General features: G+C 41.8%; 15 protein-coding genes. 8 read left to right on the top strand and 7 right to left on the bottom strand.

Going from position 1 to position 18,670, the window contains the following annotated elements; all coding sequences use genetic code 11:
• Positions 1-25: 25 nt before the first annotated feature.
• Entirely contained in the window at positions 26-1,189 is a 1,164-nt protein-coding gene (locus HWI92_RS11630) for a glutathione-independent formaldehyde dehydrogenase (RefSeq protein ID WP_204663920.1), read from the bottom strand.
• A 382-nt stretch (positions 1,190-1,571) separates the two neighbouring features.
• Here HWI92_RS11630 and tnpB point away from each other — a divergent pair, with 382 nt between their 5' ends.
• Positions 1,572-1,910, top strand: a complete 339-nt coding sequence (gene tnpB, locus HWI92_RS25615) for an IS66 family insertion sequence element accessory protein TnpB (protein WP_374757886.1) — start codon at positions 1,572-1,574, stop codon at positions 1,908-1,910.
• Positions 1,911-1,955: 45 nt separating this feature from the next.
• On the top strand, positions 1,956-3,440 hold the full coding sequence (gene tnpC / locus HWI92_RS11620) for an IS66 family transposase (RefSeq protein WP_204663916.1): 1,485 nt from the start codon (positions 1,956-1,958) through the stop codon (positions 3,438-3,440).
• On the opposite strand, the gene HWI92_RS11615 is transcribed toward tnpC, so the two are convergent.
• A complete protein-coding gene (locus HWI92_RS11615; RefSeq protein ID WP_204663907.1) occupies positions 3,354-4,382 on the bottom strand; it encodes a transposase in 1,029 nt (342 codons plus the stop codon). The genes tnpC and HWI92_RS11615 overlap by 87 nt on opposite strands.
• A 545-nt stretch (positions 4,383-4,927) precedes the next feature.
• On the opposite strand from HWI92_RS11615, the gene HWI92_RS11610 reads away from it, so the two are divergent.
• The 3 genes from HWI92_RS11610 (at position 4,928) to HWI92_RS11600 (ending at position 8,773) form a co-directional block, all read left to right on the top strand.
• Complete coding sequence (locus HWI92_RS11610) at positions 4,928-6,148, top strand: site-specific integrase (protein WP_204663905.1); 1,221 nt, start codon at positions 4,928-4,930, stop codon at positions 6,146-6,148.
• 358 nt (positions 6,149-6,506) lie between these two features.
• Positions 6,507-7,424, top strand: coding sequence for a hypothetical protein (locus HWI92_RS11605; protein ID WP_204663903.1), 918 nt, complete (start codon positions 6,507-6,509; stop codon positions 7,422-7,424).
• A 203-nt stretch (positions 7,425-7,627) separates the two neighbouring features.
• A complete protein-coding gene (locus tag HWI92_RS11600) occupies positions 7,628-8,773 on the top strand; it encodes a cysteine desulfurase family protein (RefSeq protein WP_229249321.1) in 1,146 nt (381 codons plus the stop codon).
• Positions 8,774-9,101: 328 nt separating this feature from the next.
• Here the strand turns inward: HWI92_RS11600 and HWI92_RS11595 are convergent, their stop codons facing one another.
• Genes HWI92_RS11595 through HWI92_RS11575 form a run of 5 tightly spaced genes read right to left on the bottom strand, consistent with a single transcriptional unit; the run spans position 9,102 to position 16,471 of the window.
• Complete coding sequence (locus HWI92_RS11595) at positions 9,102-10,118, bottom strand: protein kinase domain-containing protein (RefSeq protein WP_204663901.1); 1,017 nt, start codon at positions 10,116-10,118, stop codon at positions 9,102-9,104.
• A 1-nt stretch (position 10,119) separates the two neighbouring features.
• Complete coding sequence (locus HWI92_RS11590; RefSeq protein WP_204663884.1) at positions 10,120-11,241, bottom strand: DUF262 domain-containing protein; 1,122 nt, start codon at positions 11,239-11,241, stop codon at positions 10,120-10,122.
• A 14-nt stretch (positions 11,242-11,255) separates the two neighbouring features.
• Positions 11,256-12,359: a phosphoadenosine phosphosulfate reductase family protein gene (locus HWI92_RS11585; protein ID WP_204663882.1), complete on the bottom strand. Its 1,104-nt coding sequence runs from the start codon at positions 12,357-12,359 to the stop codon at positions 11,256-11,258.
• Positions 12,349-15,609 (bottom strand): hypothetical protein, encoded by a 3,261-nt coding sequence (locus HWI92_RS11580; protein ID WP_204663880.1) that lies wholly within the window; start codon positions 15,607-15,609, stop codon positions 12,349-12,351. Before HWI92_RS11580 ends, HWI92_RS11585 begins: the two co-directional genes overlap by 11 nt.
• Positions 15,587-16,471, bottom strand: coding sequence for a DUF4007 family protein (locus HWI92_RS11575; RefSeq protein WP_204663878.1), 885 nt, complete (start codon positions 16,469-16,471; stop codon positions 15,587-15,589). The genes HWI92_RS11580 and HWI92_RS11575 overlap by 23 nt, the downstream gene beginning before the upstream one ends.
• 527 nt (positions 16,472-16,998) lie before the next feature.
• On the opposite strand from HWI92_RS11575, the gene HWI92_RS11570 reads away from it, so the two are divergent.
• Genes HWI92_RS11570 through HWI92_RS11560 form a run of 3 tightly spaced genes read left to right on the top strand, consistent with a single transcriptional unit; the run spans position 16,999 to position 18,596 of the window.
• On the top strand, positions 16,999-17,397 hold the full coding sequence (locus HWI92_RS11570) for a hypothetical protein (protein ID WP_204663876.1): 399 nt from the start codon (positions 16,999-17,001) through the stop codon (positions 17,395-17,397).
• Positions 17,387-18,085 carry a P-loop NTPase family protein gene (locus HWI92_RS11565; RefSeq protein WP_204663874.1) on the top strand — a complete coding sequence of 233 codons (699 nt, stop codon included), beginning with the start codon at positions 17,387-17,389 and terminating at the stop codon, positions 18,083-18,085. Before HWI92_RS11570 ends, HWI92_RS11565 begins: the two co-directional genes overlap by 11 nt.
• Positions 18,078-18,596 carry a hypothetical protein gene (locus HWI92_RS11560; protein ID WP_204663872.1) on the top strand — a complete coding sequence of 173 codons (519 nt, stop codon included), beginning with the start codon at positions 18,078-18,080 and terminating at the stop codon, positions 18,594-18,596. The genes HWI92_RS11565 and HWI92_RS11560 overlap by 8 nt, the downstream gene beginning before the upstream one ends.
• Positions 18,597-18,670 lie beyond the last annotated feature (74 nt).

Here is an 18,670-nt window from a genome sequence, read left to right as displayed (position 1 = left end):
TTATACAGTTACTGACTCTCGTTCTTCAACTTGTTTTTTTTGCAACGCCTTGCTTACCCGGTTTCAAGATCACCTTCGTCCAACCTGAGTCGCGTGCATCAAAATGCTGGTAACCATCCGGTGCTTCGTCTAATGAAAGCTCATGCGAAATAATGACAGATGGTTTGGCTTTGCCCGAAGATATCAAACCGCAAAGCTGACGGTTATAGGATTTGACGTTTGCCTGACCTGTTGCAATGCTTTGGCCTTTCAACCAAAAATTACCAAAGTCAAAATCCATGTGGCCTTTTTTCGCAAGAGGGTCTTCCGCTTTTGGGTCTGGTGCCACAAAAACACCTACGACACCAATGGAACCTGTGAACTTAACGGCTTGCACGAGTTCGTTCATTGTTATATTATTATGTTCGTGCCCGTGCTTATCACAACACTGGTAACCTACGCATTCGCAACCTCTGTCAGCGCCGACACCATCGGTTAATTCAAGGACCTGGTCAACTGCTGGTGCTTTTGAAAAGTCAATAGGTATGCCGCCCAATTCTTCGGCCAGTTTCAGCCTGTCAGGATGGTCATCTACCACCATTATTTTGTTTGCACCTTTTATCCCAGCCGAAATCGTTGCCATTAGGCCCACCGGGCCGGCACCATAAATGACCACATTATCCCCGGGCTTAACGCCTGCCAACTGAGTTGCATGAAAGCCGGTAGGGAAAATATCAGATAGCATTACGTAATCGTTTTCCTTCTCTTTGGCATCTTCGGGAAGTTTTAAACAGTTAAAGTCCGCAAATGGCACCCGCAGGTATTCAGCCTGTCCTCCGTTGTAGGGGCCCATTCCGGCAAAACCGTAAGCGGCACCTGCAAACCCGGGGTTCATGGTTAAACAAAAGGCGGTGAGTCCACTTTCGCAATTCTTGCAATGACCGCAGCTAATATTAAAAGGCATACACACCATGTCACCGACTTTGATGTTGACCACCGCATTACCTACCTCAACTACTTCCCCGAGATTTTCGTGGCCAAAAATCCGTCCTTCTTCCATATTGGTCCTGCCTTCGTACATATGCAGGTCCGAGCCACAGATGTTAGTCGTTGTGATCCTCACCAATACGTCAGTAGGTTGTTCAATTTCCGGGTCCGGCATCTCTGCTACTCTTACGTTTTTAGGACCGTAATACACTAGTGCTTTCATGATAGTTTTGATTAAGTGAATAATTTATTCTTTTGTTTGTTGCCATCGCTTTTGATTTAAGTAAGTGGAAAGCGCAACGCCAAAACTGATTTGCACCTGATGATAAAGCCGGTGCAGATCCGGCAATCGCTGCATGAAGTATTGTAGGACCGTGGCTAAAAAAACTGAATCCCAGCCAATTCAAGATTGGTACGCGAATTTCTGAGGTCTTAGTTAGCTGTATATTAATATGTTAAGTAATTACCCAATTGTTTCAAGTAGACATAATTCCCTATTCCGCCGTTAAAAATGCCCCTTAGATTATCTGGCTCGGTTGCACTGAGGTTTGCTACAAAGCCTTGCGTCTGGCAAATGATACGCACAATCCAAGCTGTACAATACATTGCAAACTGTACAGTACCAATATTTTCTTTATCGAGGGAGTTGCGATATGCGCAAGGGCTTCGATGGACTTTGTGGCATAGTAGACTCTGAGCTTGGCCGAGTGGCCACCAGTGGGGAAGTCTTCATCTTTGTCAACCGCAGGCGCACGCAGCTAAAAATGCTTAGATGGGAGCCCGGAGGCTTCATACTATATCATAAAAGACTTGAAAGTGGGACATTCCCAATACCCAAAAAGGTCTCCTCGGGTAGCATCTTCTGGGCAGATTTAGTTCTGATGATCGAGGGAATCCAGATACTAAAAAGCCGCCGAAGAAAGCGGTTTAATTTGCAGCAATAAGTCTCTTTTTTAGCTCCAGTGGCAGTTTTTTCGTACTTTTAAAGTATGCAAACGGCTCTGGAATCGCTGGAAAAAGAAGAGTTGATCGCCCTGGTCAAACAGCGGGAGCAGGAGAACGCCTACCTGAAATCTCAGATAGAAATGTACCGCCGGATGCAGTTTGGCCAGAAGCGCGAACGTTTCGAAGGTGACCCGGCACAGATTGCGCTTCCCTTTGAAGCCACTACCGAGCAGACTGCTGAGCAAGAAGAAATCCTGCAAGAAAAAATCAACTATATCCGTAAAAGGCCTAATCATAAGGGCCGTGCGGCGCTGCCCTCTCATTTACCTGTCGAAGAAATCGAGATTTACCCCGCTGGTGATCTTTCTGAAATGGTATGTATCGGCAAGGAAGTTACCGAAGAGCTCGATTATGAACCTGCCCGCTTTTTGATCAAAAGATATATACGCTATAAGTATGCGCCTAAAAACGGTGATGGTGTCAGAATCGGTCAGCTTCCGGAGCGGGTTATCGACAAGGGGATACCATCTGCCGGACTGCTAGCCAGCATTTTAACCGATAAATATCAAGACCACCTGCCACTTTATCGCCAGAAGCAACGTTTTGCCCGGGACAGCATCCAAATTGCTTCATCAACCATTGAAGGCTGGACCAAAGAAGCCCTGACCAAGCTCGAACCGCTCTACGAGCGACTGGTCTTCGATATCAAGACAAAAGGATATCTTCAGGTGGATGAGAGTCCAATAAAAGTACTGGAAAGCGAGAAGAAGGGCGCTTGTCATCAGGGATACTATTGGGTGTACCACAGCCCCTTGGATGGCGTAGTTCTCTTTGATTATCAACCCACAAGAGGATCAGCAGGAGCGAAAACGATGCTAGAAAGCTTCAGAGGCTATCTGCAGACGGATGGGTACGCAGTTTACGAAAAGCACGGAAAACGGAAAGATGTTATCCATCTTGCTTGCTGGGCGCATGCGCGAAGAGAATTTGAACGAGCCCTGGATAATGACAAAACCAGGGCACAAATAGCACTATCGATGATCCAGCAATTATACGTTGTGGAGCGGAAGGCCAGTCAGCTGATGCTGGATGCTGCTAAAATCAAAGAGCTGCGGCTGAAAGAATCCCTTCCGGTTATCAACGAGCTGGGCAAATGGATCTTCGAACAAATTAAAAGCACGCTCCCAAAAAGCCAGATTGGAAAGGCGATGCAGTACAGTTATGGTCGCTGGGATGCGCTCAGTGCGTATTTACATGATGGAAATCTGCTGATCGATAATAATCAAATTGAAAATTCCATACGCGGCTTGGCCCTGGGTCGAAAAAATTACCTTTTTGCCGGATCACACGAAGCAGCACAGCGAGCTGCCATGATATACTCTTTCTTTGCTATCTGCAAAAAACACAATGTCAATCCCTACAATTGGCTAAAAAGCACCCTGCTAAACATCTCCACAATCAATCATAAAAACATCACTGACCTGTATCCGCAAAACTTTAACAAAGTTCAGCAATTGACAAATATGTAGTTGATAGGCCGGATACTTGAGAACACTCATTTTATTTTTCCCTTCTTTCACCTTTCTTTGATAATAGCCAGCCAATGAGTATCCTCCATATTTCACATTCCGCATCGCAGCAATATGAAGTAGAGCTTTGATTTCCCTGTTTGCGTAGAAAGAAATTTTGTTTTTTCCGGCTACACTGATTCCAGACGACCAGGGGAATGGCGCCACTCCGCAGAAGCTAGCAAACTTTCTTGCATCCGTGAAGTCCTTAAATTCATTTGTATGGATGATTAACTGGTTTCCGATGATCGTGCCAATGCCAGGAACAGAAGTAACCAAATCAAATAGATGCTTCAAACGTTCATCCGAATGTATGATCGATACCATCTTGTATTCCACATCCATAATGTCCCTGGTGACAGCGTCCAAACTACGAGAGCTATATTCTGCCAACGTGCTAGCTGCTGTTGAATCAAGGTAAAACTTTTCAATTTTCGAATTACCCTTCAAGATCACCTTAATCTTCAAAAGGCGTTTTCTGATCGCGTGCAGATCTTTCAATTCATTTATGCATGGCCTTGGTGGTTCCCATGCTTTAAGGGTAGGAAGATTTTTTCTTGCGTATTGAGCAATTCGTACAGCATCTGCCTTGTCGGTCTTACCTCGCTGTAAGCCAAGGGATCTTTTTATTTGTAATGCCGATTCAAGGAATAAAGTCACCCTGAGCTTTAAGAGGACATCAGTTAAAAACTTGCCATACAACCCCATATTTTCTGCACAGAAGGCGAGGTCGGAATAACGCAGTTTGAATTTTGTTTTGACTTCTTTAACCAAGTCAAGAATCTCAGAATGGTTATTGGCAATCTTGTAGGACAATATTTCACTACTCTCTGAGATTAACGCAATATCCAGAGTATGTTTTGAGATATCAACTCCTGCAATGATCTTGAACTGGGTTTTCATGATCGTAATGCTCTACATACTCATTTAAGCAAAATACATGCCGAACACAACTTCGTTTAGCATATTTTACCAATGTATTATCCGAACGTGAGTTCTGTCCCTGGAACGCGATAGTTTAAGAGTAGAGATTGTCGGTAGTAAACTTGTTTGCCTTTCTATCAAATCATCACTAAATTTGTGCGAAGTTGCAGCCCAAATAAAATCAAGGTGAGCAAATCGGTGAGCAGATTTTTTATGTTTTTATATAGATTTGGTTTTCAGTTAGTTAGAGGTAAGTTTCATGTCCCTCTCTCTCTGCAGGACATGATGTCAAAACATTCAAAAACCCCGTTTAAACGCTTTAAACGGGGTTTTTGCGTTTTTGGGCTATGCCAAAATATTCAAAAATTGCCGATTAAAATGTAGCGATTCGTGGAAGTAGGTTAACTCAAAAAAACTTCCACGATTAGGTGCTTAACTAGCTGGTTAGCAACCTGTTTACCCCGTAAACATCTTGCGTTTCAATGGTAACAATTCGATTTTTGTTCATCTTAAACATTTTTACCATGTTAGAAACAAGCTTCGGGTTGATTTTCTTTTTGAAAAGACCCAAACCAGAATTAGCGGAGGGAATGCGTTACGTTTACTGTCGCGTCACCGTCAACGGCATTCCGAAGGACATCTCAACCAAACGCATTTGGCATCCGTCCAAGTGGAGCGTAGGTGCCGGCCGGGCGACCGGAAACAAGGAGGACACTAAAACATTGAATGCCTACCTCGATACGCTCACGTCCAAAATTTACGAGGCAAAGCGATCCTTGATTGAGGAAAATAAAGAAGTCACCTCGGAGGCTATCAAGAATATTCTTCTCGGAAGAACGGAAGGTGGCAAAACCATACTACCCATCTTCCGCGAGCACAACGATCAGATCGCGGCTTTGATCGGAGCAGACTTTGCATCCGGCACCTTAGAGCGGTATGAGACTTGCATGAAACATACTCGTGATTTCATCAAATGGAAATATCAGACAGATGATTTTGAAATCAAGAAACTGGACTACGAATTCATATCGCAGTATGAATTCTGGCTTAAAGCAGTTAAGAAGATCAGCCATAACACTACGATGAAATATCTAGCGAACTTTAAGAAGATCGTTCTTTTGTGTGTTAAAAGAGGATGGCTCCTACGTGATCCATTCTATGCTTTCAAATTTTCGAAGCGAGAGGTAGACCGACAGGCATTAACTGAGGCCGAGTTGAAGAAGGTATGGGAGAAAGATATGGGTGACGGTCGCCTTGCTCTTGTCAAGGATATTTTCCTTTTCTGCTGCTACACCGGCCTTGCTTACGCAGATATTTATAAATTGAAGCGGACTGAGGTTGCGGAAGGGGTAGATGGAGGAAAGTGGATAACAACTAAGCGCCAGAAGACTGATACTCCCTCGCGGATACCTATATTGCCGATGGCGATGGAGATCATGGAGCGGTATGAGGATCATCCTCAGTGCGAGAATGAGAATCGCGTGCTGCCAGTGCTTTCGAATCAGAAAATGAATGCATACTTGAAGGAGATTGCGGATTTGTGCGGGATTAACAAGAATATTACTTTCCACTTGGCCCGCCATACTTTCGCTACCACGGTCACTTTGACTAATGGGGTGCCGATTGAGAGCGTTTCTAAGATGCTAGGGCATCGGAATATTAAGACTACTCAGCAGTATGCGAAAATTGTCGATAGGAAGATTAGCGATGACATGGCGAGGTTGAAGGATATTTTACGAAAATGATTTGTCCGGATCCTGAGTATTGGTTTCAGTGGGATCACGGGATTCTTTAAACTATTGCCCTGCAAGACAATCACTTGCAGGGCGTCTTTTCTCACCGGTACAACAGCCTCGGACCCTTTGCAGTATAAGCATATTAATTAAACGGACAGGGTTCTCTCGGGGCGTATTAGGGCGAAACGTCCAAGGTTTCAATGCATGTTGATATATTGCTTCAATTGAATTACGTACTTTTCAGTTTCATTTCGGGCAATCAATAAAACTGCATTGTAACCGATTAATGGCCCAACTGAGTGGTTGTGATTGTAAGGTCGTCTGAAGATTAGGAGAAGCTTTCGTCAACACTAAACCCTGATAGAATATGAAGATCTATTTACGCGGTACGTTCCTGCTAGACTTAAGAGACGATGCGTCTATTGAATTCTGTCCATTTGATTCTTTAACCTCAAAAGACGGCTGTAAACTCTCTTATTACATCGAAACCGGTTCATTTGAAGTTAAGCGAAGTATAGACGGTGACCAAAAGTGGATAGAATATTTACAAGACAAAGACGTTTTGCTTGCTAAAAATTCACAACACGACAGCGTGATAGCATCACTGAAGAGTTTTATGATTTTATTCATAGAACATATAAAATATTTTTTTGGTGTTGAGGAAATCGACGAATTTCTTTCAACGAAGGAAACTTTTGAGTGGTCTATTGATCAAACATCTTGGCAAACTATACCCGATAGAAGAGAAACTATGTGGGTTGGCACTGGAAAAATGTATTCGGTTGATGGAACTTTTACGTCGTGGATACCATGGCTTCTTGAAAATAATATCAGACCATTTTTTGCATTCCACCACCTACACAAGGCGCTCAGTGAAGACGACACAAGACACAAATGGATCAATGCTACGATAGCTGCTGAATTAGCATTTAAAGAGTTTTTATCAACACTCGATCCAAAAACATCAGCCTTAATTATAAATGTACCTTCACCACCATTGAAAAAGCTCTACAAAGACGTCCTAAAAGAATATACGGGATTCGAATCACCGATGGCAAATGCACTTGAAAAAGGGTCGGCGACGAGAAATTCATTAGTGCACAAAACGAACTTCGCGCGTCCAGGGCTATACGATACAAATGTATACGTTGCGCAGGTGCAGGTGGCTATCTTTCACTTGTATACTTGCCTGTATCCTGATAACGATTTCTTTCTTGGATTACTGAATGACGCCGATTCAAAGCTAGCACAAATCATTTGGGAAAAAAGAGCTTTCACCTCGTGAAAGGCAAGCAACATCGTTCCGGCGTAGTCTAACATGCTTTGCGCTAAGAACCTCTGTCAACCACCTTGGCACTATTCCATTACAGCCATCGAGACAAGGCTTCTAATAGTATGGGGCGAGTGAGCAAATATAAAATTGGTATACCTGGTTTGATGTTTACTATCCAAACCGTGGAGTAATATTCTAATTTCGCCAGTCACGCAATGGACGATAAGAAAATGATCTATTTAGACAACAATTCAACCACTCAACTTGATCCACGAGTTTTGGAAGTAATGATGCCTTTTCTTACCTCAGAATTCGGGAATGCAGCAAGCAGCCATACATTTGGCCGACGAATTAATAATCATGTAAAGTCTGCAAGGGAAAATATTGCAGCGTTGTTGCAGTGCGATCCCGGAGAAGTCGTCTTTACCTCGGGTGCAACAGAGGCGGTAAATTTAGGCTTAAAAGGCGTTGCAAAGAATTACAGAAGCAAGGGAAATCACATCATTACAGCGAACACCGAGCATCCGGCAGTACTAGATACCTGCAAAAGCCTAGAGGCAGATGGATACGACATTACTTATCTTCCAGTGGACCGAGATGGTTTGATCGACTTAATGGAGTTAAAAGCTGCAATTAAGGAAGCAACTATTCTTATTTGTGTCATGTATGTAAACAATGAAACCGGAGTTATTCAGCCAATAAGTGATATCGCTGACACCGCTCACGAGCACGGTGCGTTATTTATGTGTGATGCGACACAAGCTATTGGAAGGATTCCGATCAATGTTTATTCTCTAGGAATCGATTTATTAGCTTTCTCAGCTCACAAGTTCTACGGCCCAAAAGGAATCGGTGGCCTTTTCATACAGCATAAGCAACCCAAAGTCAAGATGTCACCTATTCTTCATGGCGGTGGGCACGAACATGGCTTACGCAGCGGGACCCTCAATGTTCCGGGAATCGTGGGAATGGCGATGGCGGCACAGTTAGCGATGAATGAGATGCAACGGGACGCCGATCATGTCACAATGTTGAGAACCTATCTCGAGGAAAGTCTTTTGAAAGAAGAAAACGCTTTTCTCAATGGCAGCTATGACCACAGGCTTTATAATACTGCCAACTTAGGATTTAAAGGCATTGATGCAAACGTAGTAATTGGAAGACTACAAGGAATAGCTTTATCAAACGGCTCTGCATGTACATCTGCAATTATGGAACCTTCGCACGTCCTCAAAGCTATGGGGCTGAGCAATGAAGACGCTTATTCGTCTATCCGATTTAGCTTGGGTCGATTCAATTCCCTTATGGACATTGAGACAACCATATCAACAATAAAACCACTTCTAGTAAACGCATTTTAACATTTGTAATAAATAAGAAGGCCTCCTAAACCCGGGCTCTTCAAAATCAATATTAAATGCCATAAAACAAATAGTTTATAAAAGAACTAGAACAAGTCTTTCTTTAATTCGTTGACATGCTCGCAAAATATGCTATAATACCCCCGAATATCTGGACAGCTACTTAAATTTTTAAATTAGTGAATCGATTTTAATCTCTTCGCTTTCCTGTAAGTCGATTTCTTCCATTTCTAATGAATTCTCCACGATCTTTCTATCATTGCTTGAAAGCATGGGACAACTATCCGAATATTTTGTAAACTCTCAGCCTGCCCAGCTTCCTAAGTATCTATGCCACCAATTGTCTAAATGCCTTTACCTCGCAAGTTTTTAAAAGCTTGATAATTTCATCAATATTTTTATATCGTTTAGATTTTGAATGACTTAGCATAGTCTTTAATATGCTGTAAATCACAGAGTTTCTTACCTGGAAATCACTCTCTTTCACTGATCCTATTGGAGCATTATGTTGAAAAATGTACCAAAATACCTTACCAAGCTGAAAAATGTCAGATTGATGATCGATGCAACAATTGTGCTTGTATCTGAATCCCTTTCCTTCACATAAGTATTTGTTCATTGCCTCAGGTGACATCCACCCTTTTGGACCAATGAAATCTGCTATTCTATCAACTTCCTCAACACCATCCCGCTCGGATATTAATCCTAGATCACCAATTTTCCATTCACTCCCGATTATGAAAATGTTGTCTGGCTTTATATCCCGATGATAATAGCCGACCGTATAAAGTTCTTTTAATCCCTCACAAAGACTTAAACAAAGTCGTATCTTTTCATCAGTGCCCATTTCTCGGTTGTTTTGCTCGATATAAGATTTCAGGTCGGCTTGGGCAAACTCCATGGTGTAGAATTGGTGTTGATCGTACCCATTTCGCCACTGATTCAATATTCGGCAAACACCAGATTGAAATATATTTATCACATTCTGAAAACTCTTCTCATTACATCTTTTGAGAGCATCAATTTCCTTTGTAAATCTCTTTTCAGAGTTATTAGGAAATTTGGTTATCTTGCTCTTCGATATCTTCAGAATGCGTTCCGGCTCTCCGTATTCAATATCATCCGTGTCAAAAAATTGACTTTCATACAGTTTCAAAATTATGGAGTTACCTCCTTTATTGCCAGACGTGGAACCTAAATATGTATAGTAATAGCTGATACCATTGATTTCTATTAAGTTGTCTTGTGGTACGAGTGTATTTATATCAACAAAAGTATTTCTCGGGCCGAAGTTTTTAAGAGCGCCATTGACGATAGTAGCGTTGTCAGGGAAGGTGAAGCTCATTCTAATTCTCTTTTAAGGAATCTACATCTAGTAAGTTATAGTTTCCTATTGTTTTAAAATTGATTCGCTCTTCCCCATAGACTGAGGACAGATAAGTTAACACATCTACTAAGGTATCATTTCCGTTATCTACCGTATTTTTAAGAATCGAATTAAAGAAAGACAACCTTCGATCTCGAGCGTATTTAGAATTTGATTGTGTTATGCAGTTGTTTGCATACTCCTTAAGAGCCAAACACTCCTCATTAGACGGTCGTATAAATTGCCTCCCCTCATCATCCCTTCCGTCGAGAATTAGTAAAATTTCATATTGATATTCGAGAATATCCCGGCTATCCTCCGACTCATTGATAAAAGAAAACAAGGTGTAAAAGTCATTCTTCTGCTTGTACCTTGTTTTATCAATTGGATGTTTAGTATTGAGATGATGAATCTCATCAATGACTCTTTTGAATTGTGTACTAAATATTTCATACTCTTCATGAGAGATGTCGGAATTAAATAGACTAGCAACAGCCTTCTTTTTATCTTTTGCCGCGCCGGAAATTAAATAACCAAGCAGCTCCTCGACATAGGCTCTATCATTCATCCTCTTGGTAGCCGCCTCTGTAAATAAATTCAAATCAATAAAGTTTTGATAAGAAAGAAGATCGTTAGCTAAACGCAGGAAATTCGTATCGTGGAATTCAGACTTATTTACCTCCGCTGTATTTAGATGGACTCCTTTTTTATTAATCAAGACATAAAAATCTTGCAGGGAGTCGCTGGGTAAAAGGTTCTTAATTACTATAATGGATAGTCTATAAGCGAGAAATCGAGTCGTATCAATATCATTAAATGACACACCACCGAACAATTTCGATGATGTTATAATACCTTTAATAAATCGATATATTGTTTTTGTTCTTTGCTGTCCATCAACCATCTCATAATTACCGTCGCCCTTGGCGTACAAAAACAACGATGGCAGTGGATATCCTAGCAGGATCGTGTCGATAAGTTCTTTTTGATTTATTGTGGACCATATAAAATTTCTTTGATAAGAGGGATTCAGATCTATCTTGTCTTTATCAACAAGATCATATAACTGTTCTATAGGGAATTCAGAAACATAATATTCCATCGTAAAGGGTTTTGTTATATAAAGCAGCTAGCGCATCCTTCGCCATCTGACTCGTCTAAGATGTCGATAAGATAAGAAGATTTTTTATTATTTGCTTTGCTAGCCTTTTTTATCTGATCTTCCTTAATCTGCCGAATACGATCAGGTCTAATAATGTCTTCGAGTCGCTCATCCTGCATCCACGTATATCCATCCTTTTCATATTCCATAGCTAATTTGAATTTCTCCGGATGTTGTTCATACAACCATACCCATTCAATCTTCTGCTGGAAAAAGCAAAAATAACAACCCGAACGACTTCGGGCATACTCTCCCTTCTGACCATTTACTTCAAAACTTACCTTTTCATAGTATTGAGGAACGCCAACGCCGCTATCCCGTAAAACACGGAAAATATCCTCGCGTATTAATACCTCTTCATTATCCGTCAACTCAAACTCATTGCAGTTTGACAGCGGATAATGGGTGGTTTTCAAATACTCAAATACCATCTGGTTGAAAGCGCGGGTGTCCAGATCAAGCAACGCATCTAATTTTTCGTTTTGAGTAAATTTACCTGATATCGGCTCCTCTACAATTTCTAGTATTCGCGGTAGTTTTCCTGCTCCGGTTAAGGCGTACCAATTAGCCATGTTTGAGATCTGCTCATTTTTCAACAACTTGCTAATTACGTCTTCACTCCAGATGTTCTTACGAAATGGGAAAATTGATTGGATGTTTGTCTTTTTAGAAATGTATCCTTCTCGACTTTCGTCACCACGAATACCCACGTACGAGATCACAGGATCGTCCCCGACCCATTTTTCAAAGGGATCTAACTTCAGTTTCCGTGTACACCACCGAGAACCTGAGGACGGTAAGTATCCGCCGTAGAGCTTTAGAAAATGGTCAAAAGGGTCTTCATGACTCTTGTTTGCTGCCTCAAGAAGAATTATCTTCTTACCAAGGTATATTTCAAGATTCTTGATTAGTTGATAAGTTGCTTCTAGCTCTTTGCCAGTATCACAGGTATAATACTCGATATCGAGTTGCGGATATTTATTAAAAAGATATATAGCAAGTGCTGCACTATCCTTGCCTCCAGAAATACCTAAAACGTGCCTTACTTTATTTTTCATCTTTCAAAAGCTCTTCCAGCAATGTTGCTAAGGTGGCAATATTGAGTTGTCTGTCGTTGGTTAGTTTTGACTTCATGACACTCTGTAATCGAACAAAATCTTTACTCTTTGTCTTAGGGAGTCTTACAAGGTTGCTTTGTAAGCCTTTGACAAAAGAAGTGACTTCAAGCTTGAACGCAATTTCTTTGTTTTCATCGAAACCACTCATACTTATCTCACACAGATTATCTAATTCATGTATAGTGTCTTTGAATTTTTCAAAAAGCAAATCTTTATCCTCATCCTTAATAGCGTCTAACGCCTTACCGATACAAGCTTGCGCAATTGAGTTGAGCCATGCGTTCCGATCATTTAGCTCCGAATTTATACGTTGTATAAAGACACGTTGATATGAAGATAGCAAATGACGCTTTATCTGATTAAAACGCTTTTGCAAATTCATCTTATAAGCTGGAAACTCTTCTTGATCACCTGTCGCTTCCTCCCAGATGAAGCTCTCGAAATCATTTAACAGCTCGTCATAGGCACTTCGAATCTCTTTGATCCCCTCTTTCAATTGGTGAACAAACAATTCCAGCTCGCTCTCACTTTTTTGCAGTTGCGGTATAGTAAAGCCTAGCGCCTTGGGAAAGTGATCAAAGAACGTTTCCTCAGGATCCTTTGAAAAAGCAATGGCTTGTCTGATAGCAATCGCACTTTTACTTATTCTGTTTGTTGCCTTCGCATAACCTGGCAAATCTCGATAGAAAGTAAGAAACGGCCTTATGGTCTCGATGAAAGTTGTCCCTTTTGGATTCTCATGTTCTGCCTGATTTAGCAAGACGCGATACCTGTTAAAGATGTTGAGTTTTACTCCTTCAATATCAAATGATTTGATGGTATAATCGCCTGGCGCCCTGCTCACAAGGTCTAACGTATCACCAGTGAGTTTCGGGATATACCCATCACGTCCAAAAAGTGCAAAATCATCACGACGGGAAAAAAGGAAAATGGGAATCCAAAAGTCTACAAAGCCCTTTTTCAGTTTAAAAGGCCGCGCGAGCAAAATTTCGGATAATTCCCTAACATCCCGTTTTCCGCTTCTAGCGCTGTTCAAGAAGTCAGAGCTGGCACGCCACAATTCCGAGAACGTATCGTCATCGGGCTCAGAAAGAGTAAAGCCTTCTAGAAATTCGCGATGAATGCCAGTTTCTCGGAGCAAAGAAAGGTAAACTGTTTTTTCAGGTGGAAATTTGTTCGCCTCAAAACCCAAGTCGCGCTTGTTCCAATTTTCGGTGAGATTTCTCAGCAAATTTTTCTTAGCAACAGAAAGTGCTCCGGAAAGCCTAGTTTTGTTAACCATCTCGTTTCGGTACGCTGGCGTACAGGGGTATACTTCACGACATATCTCTGATAATAGCCGGTTGAAGGATTTCTGACCTGTTACGTCCTGCCTTACACCATTAAAGTACCATGTAATAGAAGACTTTTGGGCGTAAATATTTTCCCATACGAAATGATTCAACAGCTTGATCTGATGTTGCAATATTCCGTCTAACTCACGTATTGCCACTTTATCATCGATATTGTTTTGCTTCACCTTTTCAATTTTTTCTATCTCGAAGAGGAGGTTGCGTATGTCGTCGGTATTTTCATACAATCCATACAAAACTGCTTCTTTATTCTCGTCAGAGACCTCCCTGAGATCTCTTTCGGACACAAACTCGGAGAAGATAAGATTTATAAATCCATCAACTTCTCCAGAAGGAGACAGTTTCTCCGGAAACTCACTTAAATGAAAAGCAAAGAAACGAGGGGTACCGTTTTCATAGAAAATAGCCTTTGCTGCGAGATAAGGAAATTCAAAGTGCTTGTTTAGATGGTGAACTACATTTGTTACCCTCTCTACAAAATTCCCTGCCTCGTCAATCGCCAGTTCAATATCAAGGTCAGTCCCTTCGAAGAGAATATACTTACTGCTGTACTTTACAAAGCGGATAATCCTAAGCCCTTCAAGCTTCTTTATCGTTTGCTCAGGAGATGATACACCAAGGCTTTGCTTCGCATAGTTTGTTAAAAAATCTTGGTCGATGCGCGCCGAGGCAGACGCAAATATATTGAGTAGACCAATGGTCTTTACAAGAGCAATCGCGGAGTTCACACCCTCGGTGAATGTACCTTCAATCCTCTCAACAGCGACACGTATGGCTGCCCAATGTGCGTAATGCGGATTATATTTAGTGGTAATGAAAGAATAGTGGCTATACATCAGATAATCATACACACACGCCAGGTTATAATACGGAGCCTTTTCCGCGCTAAAGTCGCGTACACCGAAATGATCATTCGACTCAATAAACGAAAAGAGGGAGCGTTCGTTCTGCCCGTATTTCTGCAAACTTAGGGTCAGTACTGCTGCTGAGAGGATGTCAAAAGGCAAAAGTTTCTCAGCAACAGATTCTGAAAAGTAATCTCTTAACGGAAAGGCTTTTGAAGCTTCGATTGTTTTGAAAAGCTTCGAAAAAGTAGCAGTCTTTTTTGATATTCCTAACTCTGGCAACCGTTCCGACGCAAGAAACAAAAGCTGTTCTACCGGCTCATTAAAAGTAATTTCCTTCAGACGTCCTTTGACTTTGTCCCACTCTTTTTGCTGCCCTGATGTCAGTGCCCGTGAGTAACCGTTGAAATCCTGGTGAAGTGTTGTAATGAAGAAAATGTTCTTGGAAGAGTCGTTAACAAATTCTGCTAATTGCTGGATAAAATAAAGTTCAATTTCTGGATTGTTGCTAGCTGCATATTCTAAAAACTTGCCAAACTCATCTATGACAATTACTAAACCTTTTTCTGATTCGATTAAAGATTGATGGTAATTTTCCAGTGCAGAGAAAACGTCGTTTGAAGCGTAATCATCTTTATTAACTCCCATTTTCGCAGCGAAAGCTGATCTCACTGACCCGAAGTCTCCAATTATCCGAACGACATCGAACTTTTGCAAACTAGAAAGACCGTTCTTCGAAACCGGAAAATACTGCTTCTTGCCGTTTAATGTTTGTTCAAATGCCCAAAGAAAAGCTGACTTTCCAATTCCGTAGGCGCCTACAATTGCAAACGACCGGACACCTATATGGTAATCATTAATAAGTTGATTATAGGCCTGTCTAGCATTAGGGGTGGCGATATAATTCAGGGTAGTATCAGCATCCCTAATAATGTTCACCGATGGCGAAAAGCTTATTGTTTGTTTTTTCTTAGTATTGTTGATAGTAGTCATTCAGAATGTCAAACTTGTTAGGCAATGTTTTGAATTGCAGCACTTGATTTCCTGCCGTCTCTGTATAAGTAGCCGGTTTGTAATTTTCTGATATTTGTTTGAGTTTGTGATATAGGCCATCGGCATTAAGAGCAAATACTGCCCCGGGCGAATTACGCCCCACAAGCAACTCTTTGAAAGTGATTGACTTTTGCTCGGCGTAATTGTCCAAAATTGCAAACAAGACAAGCTGATAAGGCAATCCTACACGGTCCTCGGACTCAATTTTATACCATTCTGTTAGTTTGCCATCTAAGCCACGTTGTTTATATCGTTTTATCAACTCAAGGTCAATAAGTACGCCAGTGAAATCATCCTCGATTTCAATATTCTCGCCTCGTTGCGGCTTCGAATACATTCGAATGAACACATTTGCATCCCGGTCAATACTGTTCTCATTATCGGTATTTGATTCGTACTCTTTCGCCTTTCTGAGTAAGAAATTTGCAAGTTGCTCCTTAGTGAACTCAATTCTGTCTTTACGGAACTCGTTAAAGACCAACGATGCAGCCGAGAATCGGTTAGTTTTAATCAAATAATAGTGAAGTAACCAGATTGTCGCAAAATCCTCGAGGTAGACATCTTGTCCCGCTTCACCAAAGATATATTCAGCTATCTGCGTGGGCTTATCGTTCTCGTTGATCGTGCCAAAAGCTCTTCCCCAGTAACGCAGGGAGGCAACCATATTTTTACCAACACCTAACTCAACGACCGCTAAATCGTCCCCAAACGTCCTGTGAGTGCTGGTATAATCAAATATTTTCCTAAGCCAAAACTGCTTGCAGATGAACGACTCATGACCAGAAAATGATATCTTATCCATAAACTGAAGGTAGTAATATTAATGTAAAGGTACAATGCCAGCAGCAGATAAACATTGTCATCTCTCATCATCTCGCAGAACTTATCTGAGTACTAGTCGCCCGTTGTTAATCGCTACTGGCCGCATACTAACGGGGTCAAAAACACGCAACACCGTGCTGCAATGATCCTAAATTGCGTTGGCACTTGTTGTAAGAGCTTAACCTTCTATGTACAAATCCAAACAAAGTCCAGCTTTCTGAAGGACTGTATCGTGGTCGATCGTCAGTGCCGTTTGCATTTAACCCTCAAGACTGTAACCTGTCCACCAGGTAAACATCTTGATTTTCAATAACAACAATTCGACTTTTGTTCCTCTAAACAACAATGTTATGCGAGGAAACAAATTCGAGTTGATCTTCTACTTGAAGATCTCAGATTTCATCGGTGATGGTGGCACGAGAGCGATCTATTTGCCCAAAACGGTTAGTCGTCCCAGAGATATTGCCGGTAAGCAACGCCAGCAATTATTCAAACTGAGTCTGCGCTGTGAAGGTCGATAAGAATATCCTCATTGACCTTTTCGAAAGGAAGGACAAGAAACGGCGGAAGATTTTGTATGAGCTCTATGCGGAGCTAGTAATGACATCGCTTTCGGCTTACTACGTCGCTGAGATGATCTGTTCAGATTTGCAAAAGCCCGAGCTGGTCGATGCTGATGACGTGCGGTATTGTCGATTCTATTTCCGCAAAAAGCCTAAGAGGCATTCAAGTGCTCCGATGAGGGAGGAGCAGCTTCTTTCTTCACCAGCTCCTAAACGAGAGCAGCTGGTTACTCAGGAAAAAGTTAAAGACTTATCCAAGGCGGTATGGTCGGATGGGGAGATGATGGATATGCAAGACAATTTTTTTAGAGGAACCAAACTATGTAAGAAAAATGAAACGTAGATTCAATTTAATACTTCAAGCAAAGGGTGGAGTCGGCAAAAGTCTGCACACCTATCTGCGAGCCTTATCCGAGAAGGATAAATCTTCGCTTTTTGTCGATCTCGACAGTTCTACACAAACATCTACGAGACAGCTCGCCTTTTTGGGCAACGACCGACTAGAAACCGTGTCACTGATTGACAACCGCGATATGCTCGTTCGGGATATTTTTGTCGGGTATATAGAGAGCTTGATGGAGGCACCCTACAGTGAAATCTACTTCGATTTTGGGGCACCAGAGAGTGAACAATTTCCTGCACTTATTTCGCGTGACCTGGATTTTGAGGAATGGTGCGAGGAAGTAGACGCCGAAGCGATTTTCCATATCGTGATAGGGGGCGGTGGAGCCTACCGGCCAAGTGTCGAATACCTACAAAAAATGATCGAGGTGCTCAGAGACAAGTTTCGAATTTTGGTGTGGGAAAATGTTTTTAGTTTCAGACAATTCCCGAAGCTTTCTGATGAATTAGCCGCCAACTGTGCGACACTGGGATTGGAACATGTAGGGTTTGGCGATTTCGAGGCTAACTCTTTGCTGGGTAGCCAGATTTTAGATGGTATCCGGAAAGGCTTTCCTTTGGAGAATTACGGCCCTGGGGCAAGATTGAGGCTGAAAAAGGAGATCCGTGAAAACTTTTGCCATGACTGATAGAGCTGAATTGAATCATATCAAAGGAAAATACGTGCAAAAGTATGCGCAGGAAATCGATGACTGGTCTGCGTTGTTGCTGGCCGAAGTCGAGGAAAACTTTGACCGCATGAAGTCAGATCTGGATCAATCCATAAATGCAATTGACAAAGCGGCTGCTGCAATTAAAAGCAATCAGCGTCCGGTACATTTTTCTGACAAAAAGCTAGCTTTCTGGCATGGCTTGGCAGTGAGTCTTCCGTGGTCTATTGTCGCTATTGTTTTGTTGTGTCTGTTTTCCTGGCTGATATCAACCGGCGAGGAGTATCGCGAGCTTCGCAGAATTGTCGACGCCTACAAGAATGCACCACATTACCGACTGTTAATGGAGAACGGAGAGATCTTGCAGAAAGATGGCAGCAACTATTTGAAGCTCCGACCTCAGGCGAATAAAGAGGATTTGCTGATCGGGCGAGAGTATATTTTTGACAAGAAGAGCAAGGAGATGCTTGTTCCACTTGGACGGAAATAACGCATTGTGTGTTGGAGATCAGACTTTCGAACATTTTCAAACAAAGACAAACAAACTCAAACATTTTCGGGAAC

It is taken from the genome of Dyadobacter sandarakinus (assembly GCF_016894445.1).
Classification (GTDB): domain Bacteria; phylum Bacteroidota; class Bacteroidia; order Cytophagales; family Spirosomataceae; genus Dyadobacter; species Dyadobacter sandarakinus.
The sequence above is the reverse complement of the archived record's forward strand: the minus strand, read 5'-3'. Positions and strand labels throughout refer to the sequence as shown.